We start from the raw sequence: 20,008 nt of genomic DNA, 5'->3' as shown, positions 1-20,008 counted from the left end.
TAACATTTTTTATAAGTATAAAATGGAGCAGCCCATGCTGCGAGCGCGGGATTCCGTACCGACGGATCCGTATCGCCGCCGCGCGAGGGGATGGGAGGCGAACGGGCGGAAGGGGGAGATGGCGCCTCATAGAACGAGCGGGCGTACCGTTTGATACACCCGCTCGGGAGGTAGCGCAACCGGGAATCGAACCCGGGTTTCAGCCGTGAGAGGGCCGTGTCCTAGGCCACTAGACGAATGCGCCTTTTATTTTTCGCGGAAGCTGGGGGATTCGAACCCCCGGTACGGTTACCCGTACGGCAGTTTAGCAAACTGCTGGTTTCAGCCACTCACCCAAACTTCCTCCTGTCAGTTTGTGCATCGTAGTCAATGCGCTGCAAAGATAACCTCCGTTTTCCAATTCTGCAAACCTTTTGCGCTTTTTTTTGAGCGCGCCTTTTTACGGAACGGCCTGCCTCATTTCTTACTGAATAGGGCTTGGAACGGCGCAATCCCGAAATGCGGCATGACCGAGACGAAGTGCTCGAGTATTTCTGCCGAAATGGACTCGTAGCTTTCCCATTTCTTGTTCTTCGAAAAGCAGTACAGCTGTATGGGAATGCCGTTTGCCGTGGGGGCGAGCGTGCGGACCATCATGGTCATATCCCGATTGAGCGCCGGGTGCCTGCGCAGGTATATCTCCATATAGGCCCGGAGCAGGCCGGCATTCGTATCTATCGTGCCGTTCACCAATCCGGCCGGGTTTTCCGTATTGATTACTATTCCTTCTCTTTCCTGTGCTTGCTTGACCGTGATAAAGTGTGCCAGATCCTTATCGAAGCTCTTCATCTTCTCCAAGAATTCCGGCGTGCATCGCTTGATCCGGTCCAGTTGCAAATAAATATCCTTGGTGATCCGACGGCCGTCGGAATTGTCCATCCCTTTCCAGTTGAAGAAAGAGTTGGAAATGAGATTGTACGGAGGAAGTGTCACGATCGTATTATCCCAATTCTGAATTTTCACCGTGTTCAAGGTAATGTCGATCACGATTCCGTCGGCACTGGCACTCGGAACCACAATCCAGTCGCCGATGCGCACCATGTCATTTTGTGTCAGCTGAATACCCGCTACCAACCCCAAGATGGAATCTTTGAAAATCAACAGCAAGACAGCGGCAAACCCTCCTAATCCGGCATAGATGGCTATAGGCGACTTATTGAGCAGAACGGCGACGATGGAGATCAAAATCATGCACGATACGATCACCTGTATCACCTGGATGAGGCCGCGGATAGGCCTGCTCTTTCCCAATTGCTGGCGCTCCATCGCCGTATCGCCGACGGCTTTGATAATCACGTTGAAAGCGATCAACAGAGAGGCGAAGAAATACAGCCACGTGACCTTCGACGTGAATGCGTACCATTGCGATTGCTGATCGAATACCATCTGCAGCAAGGCGGAGATCAGGATGGGAGGCAATACATGGGCCACCCGCTTCAATGCCTTGTTCCTGACTAATGTCTCCAATAGCGGAACATGCTTGATTTTCAGAATGCGTTTGATAAAGCGGAGGCTGACATAGTAAACGACGCGCGAGACAGCAAATGCCAGGAGGACGATCAGAATTAAGAATAGGATTCCGTCCAGGCTATCCGCCACGCTGTCCGAACATCCTAACCGCTTCAACAATACGTGGATCCGGTTGAACAATTCTCCTGCAAATTCATTTGTAAACATGATGGTAGTATTATTTTTTAGCTTTGGTTTGAACGATTCTCGTCCCGGCGGGAACATCTTCCGTCACCCAGATATTGCCCCCCACCGTTGCGTCGTGTCCGATAGTAATGCGCCCCAATATCGTAGCGTTGGAATAGATGATGACGTTATCCTCTATAATCGGGTGTCGGGGAATGCCCTTGATCGGCTTGCCGTTCTTGCCCGAGGGGAAGTTCTTGGCGCCTAACGTAACGCCTTGATACAGCTTTACGTTATTGCCGATGATCGTCGTTTCTCCGATGACCACGCCGGTTCCGTGATCGATCGTAAAATAATTTCCTATCCGGGCCCCCGGATGGATGTCGATGCCCGTTTCGCTATGCGCCATCTCCGTAATGATGCGCGGAATGAAAGGAACGCCGAGTATCAATAACTGATGGGCGATACGGTAATTGCCGATGGCGCGGATCGCCGGATAAGAACTGATTACTTCTCCGTACGAATGGGCGGCGGGATCACTGGTATAGGCGGCTTCGACGTCGGTGGCAAGAGTAGCCCGCATTTGCGGCAAGGTGCTGATGAATTTCGCCGACAGCGCGGCCGCCTTGTTTCGCTGCGAATCGGTGCAGCTGCAAAATTCTTCGTCGCTGCCGAAGCAAAGCCCGGCAAGGATCTGTTCCGTCAGCATATCGAACAGACGCTCGACGTTAACCCCCAAATGATACCGGATGGTCTGACTATTGGTGGACGAGTTTCCGAAATAACCGGGAAACAGAATGGCCCGGGTCAGTTCGATGATCTCTTTCAAAGCTTTGCCCGAAGGCAACGGACTGCCGTCCTTATGCTGATGGAAGAGTTTGGAATACGATTTGCTTTCCGACAGCTCATCGATGGCTTTGGTAAGAATGTCTGAAAAATTCAACGAGTTCATGAGTGTATTTATAATTCGATCCTGCGATAACTTTCTGGTATTTATTCCCACTCGATCGTCGACGGAGGCTTGGAAGAGATATCATAGCATACGCGGTTGACCCCCTTTACCTTGTTGATAATTTCATTCGAAACCTTAGCTAGAAATTCGTAAGGAAGGCGCGCCCAATCGGCAGTCATCGCATCCGTGCTGGTCACTGCCCGGAGCGCTACCGGATGCTCGTAGGTGCGTTCGTCGCCCATGACTCCCACGCTGCGTACCGTCGACAGCAGAACGACTCCCGCCTGCCATACCTTGTCGTACAACGGACTGCCGTCTTCGTCGATCCAGCGATGTAGGCCCTCGATGAAAATATCGTCGGCTTCCTGAAGGATGGCCACCTTTTCAGGAGTGATCTCGCCCAAGATGCGTACGCCCAGCCCGGGCCCGGGGAAGGGATGGCGTCCGATCAAGCGTTCCGGCATTCCCAATTCGCGGCCTACCCGCCGCACCTCGTCTTTGAACAACCATTTCAACGGTTCGCATAGGCGCAGCTTCATATCCTTGGGCAGTCCGCCCACATTGTGATGGCTCTTAATGGTTTTCCCCGTGATATTCAGGCTTTCGATGCGATCCGGATAGATAGTCCCCTGCGCCAGCCATTTCGCATCGGTAATATGCTTTGCCTGGGCGTTGAAGATCTCTACGAAATCGCGACCGATGAGCTTGCGCTTTTGCTCGGGATCCGTGATTCCTTTCAAATCCGAAAAGAACTTTTCGCTGGCATCCACGCCGATAACGTTCAGGCCGAGATCGGAATAGGCATCCATTACTTGATGGAACTCGTCTTTGCGAAGCATCCCGTGGTCGACAAAAATACAAGTCAAATTCTGCCCGATAGCCTTGTGCAATAACGTAGCACAAACGGAAGAATCCACGCCGCCGCTCAAACCCAGAATAACCCGGTCGTTCCCCAACTGCCGCCTTAACTCGGCAACAGTCGTTTCTACGAACGAAGCGGCGCTCCATTCCTGTCGACTGCCGCAAATATCGACCACGAAATTCTTCAGGAGCTGAGCCCCCTGTGTCGTATGAAATACTTCCGGATGAAACTGAACGGCCCATACCGGTAGCTTCGAACCGGCATAGGCTGCGTATTTTACGTCTGCCGTCGATGCGATGGCATGATAATCTGCCGGAAGAACCGTGATGGTGTCGCCATGACTCATCCATACTTGCGAATTCTTTTCAATTCCCTTGAAAAGAGGATCCGCTGCATCGATATGTTCCAGATTGGCGCGACCGTATTCCCGCGTATTGGCTTGGTCGACCTGACCTCCGAAGATATCGGCCATATACTGTGCCCCATAACAGATGCCGAGCACCGGAATGCGCCCGATAAAAGGTTTGAGGTCGACCTTAAATCTTGCCGAATCGTGCACGGAGTAAGGAGAACCGCTCAATATGACCCCGATGACGGAAGCGTCATCGGCGGGGAATTTATCGTAAGGCAGTATTTCGCAAAACGTATCGAGTTCCCTGATACGACGACCTATGAGTTGGGTCGTCTGAGAACCGAAGTCGAGGATGACAATTTTTTGTTGCATACAAAAGAGATGTTTTCAATTTGGTTGCGAAGATAATAAAAAAGGAGTGCATAGTCAAATCTTACATCGATTATGCACTCCACGGGATGGTTCCTGACAGAAAAGGAACAGCGTTCATTTGTTTTTTAACAAGTCGCGGATTTCGGTCAGTAATGTTTCCTCTTTCGTCGGAGCAGGAGGAGCGGCAGGCTGCTCTTCTCTCTTTTTCGAGAGTTTGTTGACCCCCTTAATCATCAGGAAAATACAGAATGCAATAATTAAGAAATCGATGATATTCTGAATGAACATCCCATACTTGATATTCGCCTCGCCGATGCGAACCGCGAGGTTAGTGAAATCCACACCCCCGGTAAAGGAGCCGACAATCGGCATCAGGATGTCGTCGACCAAAGAACTGACGATTTTCCCGAAAGCCCCGCCGACGATTACACCGACGGCCATGTCCATCACATTGCCACGCATAGCAAAGCTTTTGAACTCTTGAACGAACTTACTCATAAATTTATATAATTTAATAGTGATATCCCATGCAAATATAGAAAGAATTTTATAACTTTGCGCCGTCAAAAGTAAGAAGATTTATTTAATTATATACAAAGTGTCAGAGATATTTTATAACATTATAAATAACTTAGTGAAATGATTAAAATTGGTATTAACGGTTTCGGTCGTATCGGCCGTTTCGTATTCCGTTCGACTCTCGAAGAGGTTAACAAGAACGATGTAGTAGTAGTAGGTATCAATGACCTTCTGCCGGTGGATTACATGGCATACATGCTGAAGTATGATACAATGCACGGCCAATTTGACGGAACGATTGAAGCCGATGTCGAAAGGAATGAATTGGTGGTCAACGGAAACCGCATTCGTATCACGGCAGAGAAGGATGCCGCTAATTTGAAATGGAATGAGATCGGTGCTGAATATGTGGTGGAATCTACAGGTCTTTATTTAACGATGGATAAGGCCGAAAAACATCTTCAGGCTGGCGCTAAATATGTCGTTCTTTCCGCTCCGTCGAAGAAAGGCGATGACGGCCGTCAGGCAGATATGTTCGTCTGTGGCGTCAATACGGATAAATATGCGGGGCAACAGATTGTGTCTAACGCTTCCTGTACCACGAACTGTCTGGCGCCTATTGCTAAAGTTCTGAACGATAAGTTCGGCATCGAAACAGGTTTGATGACCACCGTTCACTCTACAACCGCCACTCAACGTACGGTCGACGGTCCTTCCTTGAAAGACTGGCGCGGCGGTCGTGCCGCTTCGGGCAATATCATCCCTTCCTCTACGGGGGCTGCTAAGGCGGTAGGCAAAGTCATTCCGGAACTGAACGGAAAGTTGACCGGTATTTCCATGCGTGTTCCGACGTTGGATGTATCCGTGGTCGATCTGACGGTCAACCTGAAAAAACCTGCCACCAAAGAAGAGATTTGCAAAGCCATGAAAAATGCCGCTGAAGGAGAATTGAAAGGAATCTTGGGGTATACGGAAGACAAAGTCGTTTCTTCCGACTTCTTAGGCTGCTCGTTGACCTCCATCTTCGACGCCGATGCAGGCGTATACTTGACAGACAAGTTTGTGAAAGTCGTTTCATGGTATGATAACGAAATCGGTTACTCGCATAAAGTAGTCGACTTGATCAAGATCATGAAAAAATATAATGGCTGATTGCCGATTTAGCTGAAAAAATAAACCGTCCAATTTTCGTTTGGGCGGTTTTTTTACGCCTTATTCTATGGATAGTTTGCCAAATTAGCTATCTTTGCTACATGTTGTACTACGATTTGATTACCATATTGGGTCCGACTGCCTCTGGAAAAACCCCTTTGGCTGCTACCGTCGCATATTTGTTCGATACGGAAATTATCAGTGCGGATAGCCGTCAAGTGTATCGTCGTATGAATATAGGGACAGGCAAGGATTTAAACGAATATGTGATCAATGGCAAACAAATACCTTATCACCTTATTGATATGGTCGAGCCGGGGTATAAGTACAGCTTGTTCGAGTACCAACGCGATTTTCTGAAAGCTTATCAAATCATTCTTGCCAAAGGGAAGAGACCCGTCCTCTGCGGAGGAACCGGATTGTATTTGGAATCGGTATTGAAAGGATATAAATTAGTCGATGTCCCTGCGAATCCGAAATTAAGGGCTTCGCTATCCGGCGCTTCTTTATCGGAATTGGCGGCAAAATTGTCTACTTATAAGAAACTGCATAATAAAACGGACATAGATACGGCGCAGCGCGCTGTCAGAGCTATCGAAATTGAAGAATATTATCTTCACCAATCGGCGAAACGATGTGAATTCCCTTCCTTGAACAGCTTGATTATCGGTATTGATATTGATCGGGAATGCAGGAGAGAAAGAATCACCAGACGTTTGAGACAACGATTGGATGAAGGGATGATAGACGAGATAAAAGGATTATTGGAAGAGGGTATTCCGGCTGAAGATCTGATATATTACGGACTGGAATACAAATACCTCACCCAATATGTAATAGGACAGCTGACTTACAAAGAAATGTTCAGTCGGTTGGAAACAGCCATCCATCAGTTTGCAAAGAGACAAATGACATGGTTCAGAGGAATGGAGCGCCGCGGATTTATCATAAACTGGATAGACGCCGCATGGCCGATGGAAGAGAAGGTGAACGAAATATTGAAATTGTTAGCTAATAAAGAATAAATATGGCGATAGATCCTAATAGGTGGGGCATCATTTATAATCCGAAAGCAGGTTCCAGAAAAAAACAGAAGCGTTGGAACAAGATCCGAGAATACATGGAAAGTAAACATGTATGTTTTGATTATGTGCAATCCGAAGGATATGGTTCCGTAGAACGCTTGGCCCGTATCTTAGCCGATAACGGATATAAAACGATTGTCGTCGTCGGTGGAGATGGCGCTATAAATGATGCCGTTAATGGTATCATGACTTCGAATGTACCGAGTAAGAAAGAAATTGCTTTCGGTATCATACCCAATGGTATCGGCAATGATTTTGCCAAGTTCTGGGGACTGGATGTGGATGATTACCGGCAGGCTATAGATTGGATAATAAACCGTCGTACTCGAAGAATCGATATAGGGAAATGTTGTTTTTACAATGGTCGATTACACGTTCACCGTTACTTTGTCGATGCGGTATACGTCGGTCTCAGCGCGCGAATCGTCGTGATCTCGAGCGGAACGAAACGATTCTGGGGAATGCAGACATTATCTTTTATCTCGTCTATGTTTTTGTTAGGGTTCGAACGAAAACTGTATCGGACTCACCTTTGCATAAACGGAGAACATATCAGGGGGAGGATAATGACTGTTTGCGTAGGCAGTGCGAGGGGCTATGGGTTGACTCCCAGCGCCTCCCCTTATAACGGATGGCTGGATGTATCCATCATTTATCGCCCCCAATTGTACCAATTGATCTCCGGGCTATGGATGCTTTTACAGGGAAGGATCTTAAACCATAAGATGGTTCATTCCTACCGGACTAAATCAGTGAAAGTGTTGCGTGCGCAGAATGCTGCTATCAGCCTGGATGGCAGATTATTAATAGAGAAACATTTCCCGATGGAACTATCGATTATCCCTGAAGCTTTAACTTTAATAATTCCGAATTAAATGATTACATTCCAAGATTTAAAAGCAGCGGATAATTTCTTTCTCCTCGCCGGTCCCTGCGTAATCGAAGGCGAGGAGATGGCTTTACGCATTGCGGAACGGATCGTGAAGATTACTGATAAATTGCATATACCTTATTTATTCAAGGGATCCTATCGAAAGGCGAATCGATCTCGAATCGATTCTTTTACCGGTATTGGCGATAAAAAGGCGTTGCAGGTGTTAAGAACGGTACATCAAACCTTTGACATTCCGGTCGTAACGGATATTCATGCCGTTGAAGAGGCGGAAATGGCTGCTGAATATGCGGATGTGCTTCAGATTCCTGCTTTCCTTTGTCGACAAACAGATTTATTGGTTGCTGCAGCGAAGACAGGAAAGGTCGTCAATATAAAGAAAGGGCAGTTCCTCTCTCCGGAGGCAATGAGTTTCGCTGCGGGAAAAATCATCGAAACAGGAAATAATAAGGTCATGTTGACAGAACGGGGAACGACTTTCGGGTATCAGGACTTAATTGTGGATTTCAGAGGAATTCCGACGATGAAGGCGTTTGGCCATCCGGTTATTTTAGATACGACGCATTCCTTGCAACGTCCTAATCAAACAGACGGCGTAACTGGTGGTCAACCGCAACTGATCGAAACGATAGCAAAAGCCGGCATCGCAGTCGGCGCGGATGGAATATTCATGGAAACTCACGAAGATCCTTCCATCGCTAAGAGCGACGGAGCCAATATGTTGAAACTCGATTTGCTCGAAGGACTCTTGGAGAAATTGGTAAAGATTAGGAAGGCGCTTCAATGATTGTAAAACGATACGCTTGGGAAGCGTTATCCGATTTTGCTTATTTTTTTCAATACCTCCAAATTGATTAATTTTATCTTTCGGCCGTCAATGGCTATGATTTTCTCGGCCGCGAAGTTCGATAAGGTACGAATTGCATTCGACGTCGTCATATTCGACAGATTTGCCAGATCCTCCCTGGAAAGGTAAATGCTTAAAGTAGAATCATCTTCTTCCAAGCCGTAGGTATCTTTTAAGAAAAGTAAAGACTCTGCCAAGCGGCCGCGAATGTGCTTTTGAGTCAAGTTAACCGTCCTCTCGTCTGAAATACCTAAATCAATCGACAGCTGTTTAATAAAAAATCTCGCCAGTTCATGGTTCTCCCTCAGCAATTCGATAATAGTAGTCATCGGTATCAAACAAGCTGTACATACTTCGAACGCGGAAGCGGCAGTAACGTATTCTTCTTCCGCAAAATAAGCGCGGTATCCGAAATATTCCTTCTCTTTGACTACTCGAATTATTTGATTTCTCCCGCCTACACCTTCTTTAAAAATTTTCACTTTTCCGTTGAGCAAGCAGATGAGATACATGGGTTTTTCGCCTTCACAATAGATCAATTCATTCTTTTTATATCTATGAATCGTAAAATTCTGAGCAAGAAGTTCTTGTTGCTTAGGAGTCAGCGGCTTCCATAGATCCGGAATACTTTCAGCGATATCCGTATTTGTCAATTCCTTTTTTACCATTATTATGCTTAATAACCATGTTATGGAGCACAAATATAAAGGAAAAAAATGAAATATTCTAATCGACAGTAAAAAATGGGAGAATATATTCACATTTTCATTGGGTAAACAGCAATTCCCGATACTTGGGCAGGGGCCATATCTCATCATCTATCTCCAATTCCAAATGATCTATATGGTCACGAATCACTTCTAAATAAGGACAGACGTGTTTGCTGTAACTGAACGCTTTGTCGATATCATTGTCCAAATGGTTCGCTGTCTTACGTGCCTCTGTCATATCTTTGACCTCTTTTTTTATGGATAGGATGCGATGTTGGATTTCCCTTACCAATTCTTTACGGTCGGTTCCCATTTTCTGATACTCTTCCTCACCGAAGAGTTCTTTCATATAATGCAAGTTTTTCATCAGTCTGTTTTCGTAAATCACTGCGATAGGAACGATATGGTTGATGGCTAAGTCGCCTAACACGCGACTTTCGATCTGGACTTTCTTCGTGAATTTTTCTAATTCTACTTCTATACGACTGTTCAATTCATTTTCATTGAAGATCTTTTCTCCGAGAAGAACTGCGCGCGACTGCGGATCATTAAATTTCATAATAGCTTCAGGCACGCTATGAACATTTGTCAGTCCGCGTTTCTCGGCTTCTTTTTTCCATTCTTCTGAATAGCCGTCGCCTTCAAAGCAAATGTTCTTCGAAGCGATGATCAGGTTTCGCAAGACTTTATACAAGGCTCGCTCCTGATCGAGTCCACGCCTCATCCAATGATCGACCTCCGTTTTAAATTCGTGCAACTGATGAGCCATTCCCGCATTGATGGCAATCATCGCCGCAGCACAATTAGCGGAAGCTCCTGCGGCACGGAATTCAAATCGATTCCCGGTGAAAGCGAAAGGAGAGGTACGGTTTCTGTCCGTACTGTCTTGAATAATATCGGGTATCCTTCCAATACCTAATTGCAATTGGCGTTTCTCCTCTGCCGTTAATTCCGCATTATCCAAACGGTCGACGATTTCATCCAACATGTGAGAGAGATGCTTGCCTAAAAAGATAGAGAGGATGGCCGGAGGGGCTTCGTTCGCTCCTAAACGATGGCTGTTCCCCGCGCTGGAGATAGACGCTCGAAGTAAATCCTGATTTTTATATACCATCATCAACACGTTGACAACGAACGTGAGAAAAAGCATGTTACCTTCGGGCGTATTGGCAGGTGCGAACAGGTTGATTCCGGTATCGGTACAAAGCGACCAGTTGTTGTGTTTTCCTGAGCCATTAATCCCTTTAAACGGCTTTTCGTGCAGCAGAACAGTGAAGTTGTGTCGGTTGGCGATTCGTTTCATCAGATCCATCAACAACTGATTATGATCATTGGCTAAGTTGACGTCTTCGTAGATGGGCGCTAATTCGAATTGGTTCGGAGCAACTTCGTTATGGCGGGTTTTGACAGGAATGCCAAGACGATAACATTCCAACTCCAGTTCTTTCATAAAGGCCGTAACCCGAGGAGGTATGGAACCGAAGTAATGGTCGTCTAATTGTTGATCTTTGGCCGATGAATGCCCCATCAGCGTCCGTCCTGTCAAACACAGATCCGGGCGAGCGTTGTAAAGAGCGATATCTACCAAAAAAAATTCCTGTTCCCAACCTAAATTCGCTCCCACACGCTTAATATTCTTGTCAAACATCTGACAAACGGCCGTAGCTGCTTTATCTACCGCTGCTAAAGCTTTCAGGAGCGGGGTTTTATAGTCAAGCGCTTCTCCCGTATAGGAAATAAAGATGGTCGGTATACACAAGGTTTTGTCAACGACAAAAGCCGGAGAAGACACATCCCATGCAGTATATCCTCGTGCTTCGAAAGTATTGCGGATTCCTCCGCTCGGAAAAGAAGAAGCGTCGGGTTCTTGTTGCACAAGCAATTTTCCCGAGAAGCGTTCGATGACATCTCCGTTTTTGTCCAATTCGATGAAGTTATCGTGTTTTTCCGCAGTTCCATCGGTCAATGGTTGAAACCAATGCGTATAATGCGTGACGTGCAAGGTCTTCGCCCACGATTTCATTCCATTGGCAATCATATCCGCCATCTCCGCATTGATGGGAGTTCCTTTTTCCATCGCATCGATAACTGCTTTGTATGCTTCTTGAGGAAGATATTCCTGCATCTTCTTTCGATTGAATACATGGTCCCCATAGTAATCCGACAGTCTTTCGGACGGATAGGGGACGTTGACAGGATAACGACTTGCTAACTCTTGGAGTGCAAAAAATCTCATTTTGGACATAATGTCTTCTTTTATTAGTTGTCGCTTGCAAATTTACATTATTTACATTTAATACAGGCAATTATGTTAATCTATTTTTTGAGACGGAAATTTCTCGTATCTTTGCCTTTCGATAAAGAATTTAGCATGAAGAAATCTATCTTTATTCTATTCGTCGGTACGGTATGTATGCTCATTCCTCAGCGAAGTCAAGCAAAGGAAGAAAAAATAGAATTGCCCGATAGAGTTATCGTAAACGATACGATTCTGTATAACATATTTAAATATGCTCGACTATATTCCCGCGTCATAGACGAGTACGATGCTGATCTCTATTTGAAAGCTCATCTATTAACTCACAAGTATAATCATTTGATCCGGTATGTTCCTTCCATGTTTCGTTTCGAAAAAGGAGTGAAGGAATATATCGGTGAATCTCTGAGCGAAATCCATTATACGGCTCCAAATATTTACGACCGGAAAGTAAAAGCTTTTATCAGTACTTTTCCTCGAAACAGAGGGCAGATTGCGGATATCTACGACTTCATTAACCTGAATATCTATTCCGCCACTTTGATGACGAACAAGATCCTTTCGCCCCTCGATAAGGATAACAGTAAATATTATACTTATCTATTGGATTCCATCTGCGGTTCTCTGGATTCCGTCCAATATAAAATTCTGATCATTCCAAAGTTCCGAAGTACGCAGTTGGTAAGCGGCTATATGTGGGTTAGCGATCAAATATGGAGCATTCGCAGTCTGTATTTCGAAGGCATATACGACGTGATTCACTTTAAGATCAAAGTTGATATGGGCACCAAAGACAACGAAGAATTCGTACCTGTTCATTACGATATGAATCTGCGTTTTAAATTTGTAGGGAACGACCTTGAAATGAGAGGTGATGCTTGGATGAAATACAAGAACATCAAACTATACAGCAAATACGATGAAATTCGAAAACGTAGAAATAAGCATCATCACGATAAGACGGATTCATATACACTATCGTGTGACACTGCTCATCTGATTACGGATGAGAAACATTTTTCTCTCCATCGTCCGTATCCCTTGAAAAGCGATGAGGATATGCTGTACGCCAGATGGCACTTGCGGAACGGCGAATCGGTATTCAAATCGATGAAAAAGAAAAACAAGGCGAATGAATTTTGGGGACAGTTGGGGGATGCTTTGATCAACAGCTATTATGTCAATTTGTCGGGTATAGGAAGCGTCAAGTGTTCGCCTTTAATCAATCCGGTCATGTTGGATTACAGTCATAGTAGAGGATTTTCTTATCGACAAAAATTCAAATATAATCGCTTTTTCACGAATACTCAAAGGTTGATCCGCATCGTCCCTCAATTCGGTTACAACTTCAAAAGTAAAGAGTTATACGTCAAATTGGATACAGAATACCAGTATTGGCCTGAAAAGCAGGGAGAGCTCGAATTGCATATCGGAAACGGCAATCGCATTTACAGCAGTATGATCCTCGACCAGTTAAAGCAATTCCCGGAAGGCACTTTCAATTTGAAGAAAAACGATTTGGATTATTTCAGAGACATAAATTTCACTTTATTCAACAGCATAGAAGTCGTCAACGGATTAACCGTTAAAACCGGTGTGTCCATACATTGGCGCCATTTAATCAATAAGTCGAATGTAGAATTGCAGCATCCCGTTTCAGCAAAAGAATGGGCGAAGATTCGGGAAATCGATTATTCCTACAACAGCTGCGCTCCTCGCGTTCAGCTTCAATGGACTCCCAGTTTGTATTATTACATGAACGGCAAACGCAAGATGAATATTGGTTCGGACCTACCCACCTTTATGTTAGATTATGAACGAGGAGTAAAAGGTATATTCGGCTGCAACGGAGAGTATGAACGTTGGGAGTTCGATCTGCAGCAGAACATGAAGCTGGGCGGTATCCGAAGTCTCGGATACCGGATCGGAGGAGGTATCTTTACCAAACACCAAGGTATGTATTTCATCGATTTCCAAAACTTTCGACGGCATAATATCCCGGAAGATTGGAATGACGAAATAGGGGGGACTTTTCAGTTGCTTGAAAGCAAGTGGTTCAACTCTTCTCGCAAATATATTCGCGCTCATGCTACTTACGAATCGCCTTTCATCCTTTTAAAACCTTTCAACAAGTGGTTGAGTCGTATTCAACAGGAGCGCCTGTACATCGGATTGCTGAGCATGCCGCAAATGCACGCTTATGCGGAGTTCGGCTACGGAATAGGAACGCATATTTTCGATGTAGGGGCATTCCTCAACAATATTAGCGGTAAATTTAAAACTTTCGGACTTAAGTTTACTTTCGAGTTGTTCAATGATTAGAACATAAAATCATCATGCTGTTTGTTTTTCGATAAATTCGGTTCTTCTTTTTTTGATTATAAGGTTCATGAGAAATTTTAAGCTTTTTCGCTATACGGTTTGCAGAATTTTTTTGCTTGTGCTTTAGGCCGAGCAACTACGATGATGTGCAGTGTCGCGAGCACAGGAACGATTCCGATCAGGGTGCACCAGTGGAGTCACCAATTAAGAGAATTTGAAACCGTTCGTATCGATAGCTCCGGACGATCAAGTGTCTTATTGGGAAAAAACGCAGAGGTTTGGGGCTTAAGGCCTGATCGGAACAACATTTATTCCTTTTCCGTCACTTCCGCGAGCTTGGCATTCAACTTTTCGGATAAAACTGTTCCGAGAACGATCTTCCCTTCCGGGTCGATCAAGTACAGGGCAGGGATCCATTTGATCCGGTACAGGTCAGAAATGACGGTATCATGCCATTTCTTCAATTCGCTCACCTGCGGATACTGCATTCGGTATTGTTCGATGGCATTTATCCAATGTTCTTTTTTCGTATCGAAAGAGATACCGATGAAAGCGATTCCTTTATCTTTGTATTTCTCGTAAGTGGCGACCACATTCGGCGCATCTTTCCGGCAATCCGGACACCAGGATGCCCAAAAGTCGAGTACGACGTATCGACCTTTGTAATCGCTTAGAGAAAGCGTTTTTCCATCGGGAGTATGCAGGCGGAAATCGGGGGCCTCCGTTCCGACTTTTAATAAATCGGTTGCGTACTTCGCATCGTCGTCTTGCGCATGAACAGGGGAAAAAGTCAACAGGGCCGATACCCCAAACGCTATCGCGGATTTCATTGAAACATTCTTCTTCATGAGCTCTTTATTTTGGTTATTATATCGTTCATCTTAGTTTTTCTATCCATGGAGTATGTTTTACTGTTTTCGTCGATGAACGAAAACAGATTAAACGCTTTGTCCAGAAGCATTTCCCGCAGAGGTTCGCTCTTCAGATCCGCCTCCCGATAGTAGAGCTCGGCCAGCATTTCCATCCGATACATCCGTTCTTGCTCTGGATATTGTCCAAACGATTTCATCACCTCATCCCATGTCGAGATATGATAAAAGTCGTACGAACCCAGGTAAGTTTCATACAGTTTTTTTATTTCTTCTTCGTCATCCTGTTGGCTTTTCTTTTCAGAGAATCTCGACAGGGCTGCCATAAACTGCCGGATAAGTCGCATGATGAAATCCCTCTCGATCATAGTTCCTCCTTTTTTCTTAAACTGCGATAATATTCTTTCAGAAGAGCCGTATCCGAAGCCTTGTTCGTCCACACTTCCATCAGCATGGGATGTTCTTTCGCGTCGGTCGAAGTGAAAACGGCGAGCGCCGCATCCAGTTCTGTCTCATTCGAAACACAGACGTACTCAAAACTTCTGTCTTCCGCCCAAGTTTTCGCAGAAGTATGATGTTCTCCGCAGACATAAGCACGGGATCGGAAGTCTTTTTCCATCCCTGGAAGCTGATGCAGGAGTTCTCCGCCATCGTTATTGATAAGGAGAATGCGAAGATTCGGTTTAACGTGTGCCGACCAGAGGGCGTTCATGTCGTAGAAAAAGCTCAGATCGCCGATCATGACGAAATTCAGCTTATCGGAAGCAGCGGCATAACCGATGGCTGTCGACAAAGCGCCTTCGATGCCGTTCACCCCTCTATTGCAACAGACTTCCACCTCGGGGGGTATGCTGTACAGCTGAGCGTATCTTACCGTCGAACTGTTGGCCAAATGCAGAGAGCATGAAGCGGGGAGCGCCTTGAGCGTCTTCCCGATAACCGACATTTCCGAAAAGGGGAACATCGGTTCCGGAATGGTTTGGCAATAATGCTCCCATAGCATTGGATAGTTGTTAACCCGGTTCTCCAACAGGAAAGCGATTTTTTCCAAAAACTCGAAAGGGTTCATTTCGATGACCGAAGTCAGGCATCCGTAAGTATCCGCAATTTTGCCATCCGTACAGACGTGCCAATGTTCCTTAGGCGGGTGTTTCCGCAAGAATTTCTTCAATTGGTTCGAAACGATGTGGCCACCGTAAGTAATGAGCAATTCGGGTGTCATCGTTTCTTGTTGTTTCGGCGTCAAAGTATAAATAGCCCTATCGAAGTTGTAGATAGGGACGCCCGGAACGGTTCGATTGCTCAGTTTTTCCGTCAACCACACAAAATGTTTGAACAGTGCTTTGACGTATGTCTTCTCAAAAAGATAAATCAAATTCATTTGCCCTACCACGACCATCCGTTTCTGGTAGGTATTCAGTCGGTCGATCAGTTTATTATAATCCTGTTCGTATGGGTTCAATCCTTGATACCTTGCAATTACTCGGACTTGAGGAAGTTCTTTCGTACCGAAACGATAGACGGGTTCCGAGATAGGCACGTTGATATGTACCGGCCCTTTTCCGTGATGGTTCGTCTCCAAAATGGCTTCGTTGATAAGCCGGTTGCAATGCCATTCATCTTCTTCGGTCTGTATTTCGGGTAAGGTGATGGAAGATTTTACCATTTTGCCGAATACCCGGGGTTGCGGAATCGTTTGTCCGTCCATTTGACCGATCCATGCCGCGCCTTTATCAGCCGAGATGACGATTAGCGGAACTTGCTGATAGAACGCTTCGGCGACGGCAGGATAGAGGTTCAGCAACGCCGAACCGGATGTACAGCAGACCGCCGCCGGACTGCCTCCATGTTGTGATAAGCCCAAAGCGAAAAAACCCGCACTCCGCTCGTCTGTCATCGGATAGCAGATAATATCCTCCATTTGTGCCAACGAATGAACGATGGGGGCGTTTCGCCCACCCGAACAGACCACCACTTTTTTTATCCCGTGAGCTCTGAGCAATGCGATCAGTTGGAGAATATTTCGTTTGTCACTGTACATTCGTTCCGCTATATTTCTTGCAAAAATAATATTTAATCTTCAAGAAAAGGAAAGAATTTTGTTTTACTTTCAGATTCTTCGCGTATAATTTCTAAATTTGTGCCGTATAAGAAAAACCAGAACTTTCCTGATAATGACGATGGTCATGTTCTTATTCAAATACTGTTTGTTCGCAATAGATGATTATGCTAATAACAATTATTCTACTCATTCTGTCTGCTATCTTTTTCGTTCACGGAAGGATCCGATCGGATATCGTCGCTCTATGCGCATTGGTCGCCTTACTCGTTTTTCAAATCTTAACGCCGGAAGAAGCTCTTTCGGGCTTCTCCAATTCAATCGTCATCATGATGGTTGGCCTCTTTATCGTGGGAGGAGCTATCTTTCAAACGGGCCTGGCAAAAGTGATCAGTTCCAAATTGTTAAAACTGGCGGGAAACAGCGAGACTCGACTATTTCTTTTGGTCATGTTGGTCACTTCCGGTATCGGTGCTTTCGTAAGCAACACGGGAACGGTGGCGTTGATGCTGCCGATCGTAGTTAGTATGGCAATGAGTTTCAACTCCAATCCGAGCAGGTTATTAATGCCTTTAGCTTTTGCCAGCAGCATGGGAGGGATGATGACGTTGATCGGCACGCCTCCGAACATGATTATCGGGCAGACTTTAACCGCTTCTTTGCCTGAAATTTATAAGGTGCTTCCTGCATATACGGGATTGACCGATTTGAAATTCTTTACGTTTTTCCCCGTAGGCATCGTCGCTATTGTGGTGGGAATTGCGGTATTGCTTCCCTTGAGCAAGATTTTTCTTTCGAGAAAGGAAAACGAAGGTCGGTCGAAAGCTAATCAAAGGAAATCTCTATCGCAGCTGGTAAAGGAATACGGCTTATCGAATAATCTGGCGCGAATCAAAATAAACTCTTCTTCTTATATTCATGGAAAGACTATCGTAGAACTTGACATCCGAAAGAAATACAATCTGAACATCTTGGAAGTCCGACGCGGAGATACTCCCCAGCGAGGTATTTTCCGCAATATCGAACAGAAATTCGTTTACGGAGAAACTGTGTTGCAAGATAACGACCTGCTCTTCGTCACAGGCGAGATGGTGAACGTGCAAGAATTCGTACGAGACTATTCCTTGGAACTGCTCGAGAGGGACGATAAACGCACGGACTTCTCTCATTCCTTGGCCTTTTATGATTTGGGTATTGCCGAAATCGTATTGATGCCGACTTCGCGCTTCATTAATCATACGATAAAGGAATCGGACTTCAGAGACAAATATCATATTAGCGTGTTGGGGATTCAGCGGAAAAAAGAATATCTGAGAGGAGACATCGCAGACGAGAAGATTCATAGCGCCGACGTGCTTCTGGTACAGGGAACATGGGAAAGCATCGCGCGATTAAGTCAGGAATCGGACGATTTCGTCGTTCTCGGCCAACCTTTAGATGAAGCGGCTAAAGTGACGCTCGACTATAAAGCACCCTTGGCCGCCGCCATTATGATCCTGATGATTTTGACGATGGTCTTGGACTTTATTCCTGTCGCTCCGGTGACAGCGGTTTTAATCGCCTCCTTGTTGATGATACTCACCGGTTGTTTCCGCAATGTAGAGGCTGCCTATAAAACCATCAATTGGGAAAGCATCATCCTGATAGCAGCCATGATGCCGATGTCCTTAGCGCTCGAAAAAACCGGTGCTTCCCATTGGATTTCAAACTCTTTAGTGGACAGCATCGGGGGATATGGCCCCTATGCTTTGTTAGCCGGCATCTATTTTACTACTTCGCTGTTGACCATGTTCATCAGCAATACGGCCACAGCCGTCTTGATGGCGCCTATCGCTTTACAAAGCGCGCTCTCGTTAGGAGTGAGCCCGGTTCCTTATTTGTTCGCCGTCACATTGGGGGCGAGCATGTGCTTCGCATCGCCTTTCTCGACTCCTCCCAACGCATTGGTCATGTCGGCGGGGCAATATACGTTCATGGATTATATCAAAGTGGGGTTGCCGCTGCAAATCGTCATGGGAATCGTGATGATATTCGTATTGCCCTTATTATTTCCTTTTAATTGAAGATGGGCAGGAAAACGTTTCAAATCAAAGTCCCCTTCGACGTGAAAGAGGTTTTGTTGCATACTTGTTGTGCCCCTTGTTCTTCGGCCATTATCGAGTGGATGATGCAGAACGAAGTACGACCTACGCTGTATTTCTGCAATCCGAACATTTATCCCGAGCAGGAGTATGTCGTTCGTAAAGAAGAATGCATTCGGTACGCCGACTCTTTCGGTTTGCAAGTTATCGATGCCGACTATAATCACCCGCATTGGCTCGAACGGATGAGGGGATTGGAACAGGAGCCCGAACGCGGCGTCCGCTGTTCGAAATGTTTTGCCTATCGGTTGGCAAGTGCCGCCCTGTACGCCCACGAAAACGGTTATAAAGTGATGACCACGACATTGGCTTCCAGTCGATGGAAATCATTGGGACAGGTGATTGAGGCGGGAAAACTGGCCGTCGCCGATTATCCCGATGTCATCTTTTGGGCGCAGAATTGGCGGAAGGGAGGACTGAGCGATCGACGCAGCGCCATCGTCAAAGAGATGAATTTCTATAATCAACAGTATTGCGGCTGTGAGTTCAGTCTGCGGCAAGCCATAATGCATCGGCGGGCCAAGACGGAAGCCAAGAGCGACGCTGTTTATCCTCCCTCGATACGTCCTATAACGTATCCGATGACGTTCCTCAACCTATCCGATGACGTTCCGGATACCTCCGTTTCGGTCTTTTATCCCGTCGTTGACGTCTCGAACCTCAACGGATAGGTTCCCCAACGTAAACGATTCTATTTTGGACGTCGACGATAGGGTTCGGAACCTCAACGGATAGGTTCCCCAACGTAAACGATTCTATTTTGGACGTCGACGATGGGGTTGGGAACCTCAACGGATAGGTTCCCCAACGTAAACGATTCTATTTTGGACGTCGACGATGGGATTTGGAACCTCAACGGATAGGTTCCCCGCGTAAACGATGAGGTTATTTGTGCTGTCGGACACGTCCGGCAACCTGTCCGGCAGGTTGTGATTTCGGAAAG

The 20,008-nt window shown here is 45.9% G+C and carries 15 protein-coding genes, 2 tRNA genes and 1 pseudogene; 7 read left to right on the top strand and 11 right to left on the bottom strand.

The window, feature by feature from the left end; genetic code table 11:
* Positions 1–171 precede the first annotated feature (171 nt).
* From BN102_RS04570 to mscL, 6 genes are all read right to left on the bottom strand, one after another.
* Positions 172–244, bottom strand: a tRNA-Glu gene (locus tag BN102_RS04570).
* Between the two features lie 12 nt (positions 245–256).
* Positions 257–343: transfer RNA gene (locus tag BN102_RS04565), tRNA-Ser, on the bottom strand.
* 113 nt (positions 344–456) lie between these two features.
* Positions 457–1,716, bottom strand: a complete 1,260-nt coding sequence (locus BN102_RS04560) for a mechanosensitive ion channel family protein (protein ID WP_019207910.1) — start codon at positions 1,714–1,716, stop codon at positions 457–459.
* Between the two features lie 10 nt (positions 1,717–1,726).
* On the bottom strand, positions 1,727–2,626 hold the full coding sequence (epsC, locus tag BN102_RS04555) for a serine O-acetyltransferase EpsC (RefSeq protein WP_019207909.1): 900 nt from the start codon (positions 2,624–2,626) through the stop codon (positions 1,727–1,729).
* Positions 2,627–2,667: 41 nt separating this feature from the next.
* Positions 2,668–4,212, bottom strand: coding sequence for a glutamine-hydrolyzing GMP synthase (gene guaA, locus BN102_RS04550; protein ID WP_019207908.1), 1,545 nt, complete (start codon positions 4,210–4,212; stop codon positions 2,668–2,670).
* 114 nt (positions 4,213–4,326) lie between these two features.
* Positions 4,327–4,710, bottom strand: a complete 384-nt coding sequence (mscL, locus tag BN102_RS04545) for a large-conductance mechanosensitive channel protein MscL (RefSeq protein ID WP_019207907.1) — start codon at positions 4,708–4,710, stop codon at positions 4,327–4,329.
* Between the two features lie 141 nt (positions 4,711–4,851).
* Here mscL and gap point away from each other — a divergent pair, with 141 nt between their 5' ends.
* The 4 genes from gap (at position 4,852) to kdsA (ending at position 8,647) form a co-directional block, all read left to right on the top strand.
* The gene (gene gap, locus BN102_RS04540) at positions 4,852–5,883 is read left to right on the top strand and encodes a type I glyceraldehyde-3-phosphate dehydrogenase (RefSeq protein WP_019207906.1); all 1,032 of its coding nucleotides are present in this window, start codon (positions 4,852–4,854) and stop codon (positions 5,881–5,883) included.
* A 101-nt stretch (positions 5,884–5,984) separates the two neighbouring features.
* Complete coding sequence (gene miaA / locus BN102_RS04535) at positions 5,985–6,908, top strand: tRNA (adenosine(37)-N6)-dimethylallyltransferase MiaA (RefSeq protein WP_019207905.1); 924 nt, start codon at positions 5,985–5,987, stop codon at positions 6,906–6,908.
* A 2-nt stretch (positions 6,909–6,910) separates the two neighbouring features.
* Entirely contained in the window at positions 6,911–7,843 is a 933-nt protein-coding gene (locus BN102_RS04530) for a diacylglycerol/lipid kinase family protein (protein WP_019207904.1), read from the top strand.
* Positions 7,844–8,647, top strand: coding sequence for a 3-deoxy-8-phosphooctulonate synthase (kdsA, locus tag BN102_RS04525; protein WP_019207903.1), 804 nt, complete (start codon positions 7,844–7,846; stop codon positions 8,645–8,647).
* A gap of 26 nt (positions 8,648–8,673) precedes the next feature.
* On the opposite strand, the gene BN102_RS04520 is transcribed toward kdsA, so the two are convergent.
* Entirely contained in the window at positions 8,674–9,375 is a 702-nt protein-coding gene (locus tag BN102_RS04520; RefSeq protein ID WP_019207902.1) for a Crp/Fnr family transcriptional regulator, read from the bottom strand.
* A gap of 97 nt (positions 9,376–9,472) precedes the next feature.
* Positions 9,473–11,662, bottom strand: coding sequence for a glutamine synthetase III family protein (locus BN102_RS04515; protein WP_019207901.1), 2,190 nt, complete (start codon positions 11,660–11,662; stop codon positions 9,473–9,475).
* A gap of 126 nt (positions 11,663–11,788) precedes the next feature.
* On the opposite strand from BN102_RS04515, the gene BN102_RS04510 reads away from it, so the two are divergent.
* Positions 11,789–13,996 (top strand): DUF5686 family protein, encoded by a 2,208-nt coding sequence (locus BN102_RS04510; RefSeq protein WP_036787426.1) that lies wholly within the window; start codon positions 11,789–11,791, stop codon positions 13,994–13,996.
* A 308-nt stretch (positions 13,997–14,304) separates the two neighbouring features.
* On the opposite strand, the gene BN102_RS04505 is transcribed toward BN102_RS04510, so the two are convergent.
* From BN102_RS04505 to menD, 3 genes are read right to left on the bottom strand one after another with little or no spacing between them, the layout of a single operon-like run.
* Complete coding sequence (locus tag BN102_RS04505) at positions 14,305–14,844, bottom strand: peroxiredoxin family protein (protein WP_019207899.1); 540 nt, start codon at positions 14,842–14,844, stop codon at positions 14,305–14,307.
* Positions 14,841–15,233, bottom strand: coding sequence for a hypothetical protein (locus tag BN102_RS04500; protein WP_019207898.1), 393 nt, complete (start codon positions 15,231–15,233; stop codon positions 14,841–14,843). Before BN102_RS04500 ends, BN102_RS04505 begins: the two co-directional genes overlap by 4 nt.
* Entirely contained in the window at positions 15,230–16,906 is a 1,677-nt protein-coding gene (menD, locus tag BN102_RS04495; protein ID WP_019207897.1) for a 2-succinyl-5-enolpyruvyl-6-hydroxy-3-cyclohexene-1-carboxylic-acid synthase, read from the bottom strand. Before menD ends, BN102_RS04500 begins: the two co-directional genes overlap by 4 nt.
* Positions 16,907–17,091: 185 nt before the next feature.
* Between menD and BN102_RS04490 the strand changes: the two genes are divergently transcribed.
* Together BN102_RS04490 and BN102_RS04485 are read left to right on the top strand one after the other, a co-directional pair.
* Positions 17,092–18,987, top strand: coding sequence for an SLC13 family permease (locus BN102_RS04490; RefSeq protein WP_021311638.1), 1,896 nt, complete (start codon positions 17,092–17,094; stop codon positions 18,985–18,987).
* Positions 18,988–18,989: 2 nt separating this feature from the next.
* Positions 18,990–19,565 (top strand): annotated as a pseudogene (locus BN102_RS04485) (epoxyqueuosine reductase QueH); the annotation flags it as partial.
* Positions 19,566–20,008 lie beyond the last annotated feature (443 nt).

The organism is Phocaeicola abscessus CCUG 55929 (genome assembly GCF_000312445.1).
Lineage (GTDB): Bacteria > Bacteroidota > Bacteroidia > Bacteroidales > Bacteroidaceae > Phocaeicola > Phocaeicola abscessus.
The sequence above is the reverse complement of the archived record's forward strand: the minus strand, read 5'-3'. Positions and strand labels throughout refer to the sequence as shown.

Bases quoted from the DNA above. Each gene is read 5' to 3' on its own strand.
- BN102_RS04560 (WP_019207910.1), bottom strand. From the start codon at position 1,716: ATGTTTACAAATGAATTTGCAGGAGAATTGTTCAACCGGATCCACGTA.
- epsC (WP_019207909.1), bottom strand. From the start codon at position 2,626: ATGAACTCGTTGAATTTTTCAGACATTCTTACCAAAGCCATCGATGAG.
- guaA (WP_019207908.1), bottom strand. From the start codon at position 4,212: ATGCAACAAAAAATTGTCATCCTCGACTTCGGTTCTCAGACGACCCAA.
- mscL (WP_019207907.1), bottom strand. From the start codon at position 4,710: ATGAGTAAGTTCGTTCAAGAGTTCAAAAGCTTTGCTATGCGTGGCAAT.
- gap (WP_019207906.1), top strand. From the start codon at position 4,852: ATGATTAAAATTGGTATTAACGGTTTCGGTCGTATCGGCCGTTTCGTA.
- miaA (WP_019207905.1), top strand. From the start codon at position 5,985: ATGTTGTACTACGATTTGATTACCATATTGGGTCCGACTGCCTCTGGA.
- BN102_RS04530 (WP_019207904.1), top strand. From the start codon at position 6,911: ATGGCGATAGATCCTAATAGGTGGGGCATCATTTATAATCCGAAAGCA.
- kdsA (WP_019207903.1), top strand. From the start codon at position 7,844: ATGATTACATTCCAAGATTTAAAAGCAGCGGATAATTTCTTTCTCCTC.
- BN102_RS04520 (WP_019207902.1), bottom strand. From the start codon at position 9,375: ATGGTAAAAAAGGAATTGACAAATACGGATATCGCTGAAAGTATTCCG.
- BN102_RS04515 (WP_019207901.1), bottom strand. From the start codon at position 11,662: ATGTCCAAAATGAGATTTTTTGCACTCCAAGAGTTAGCAAGTCGTTAT.
- BN102_RS04510 (WP_036787426.1), top strand. From the start codon at position 11,789: ATGAAGAAATCTATCTTTATTCTATTCGTCGGTACGGTATGTATGCTC.
- BN102_RS04505 (WP_019207899.1), bottom strand. From the start codon at position 14,844: ATGAAGAAGAATGTTTCAATGAAATCCGCGATAGCGTTTGGGGTATCG.
- BN102_RS04500 (WP_019207898.1), bottom strand. From the start codon at position 15,233: ATGATCGAGAGGGATTTCATCATGCGACTTATCCGGCAGTTTATGGCA.
- menD (WP_019207897.1), bottom strand. From the start codon at position 16,906: ATGTACAGTGACAAACGAAATATTCTCCAACTGATCGCATTGCTCAGA.
- BN102_RS04490 (WP_021311638.1), top strand. From the start codon at position 17,092: ATGCTAATAACAATTATTCTACTCATTCTGTCTGCTATCTTTTTCGTT.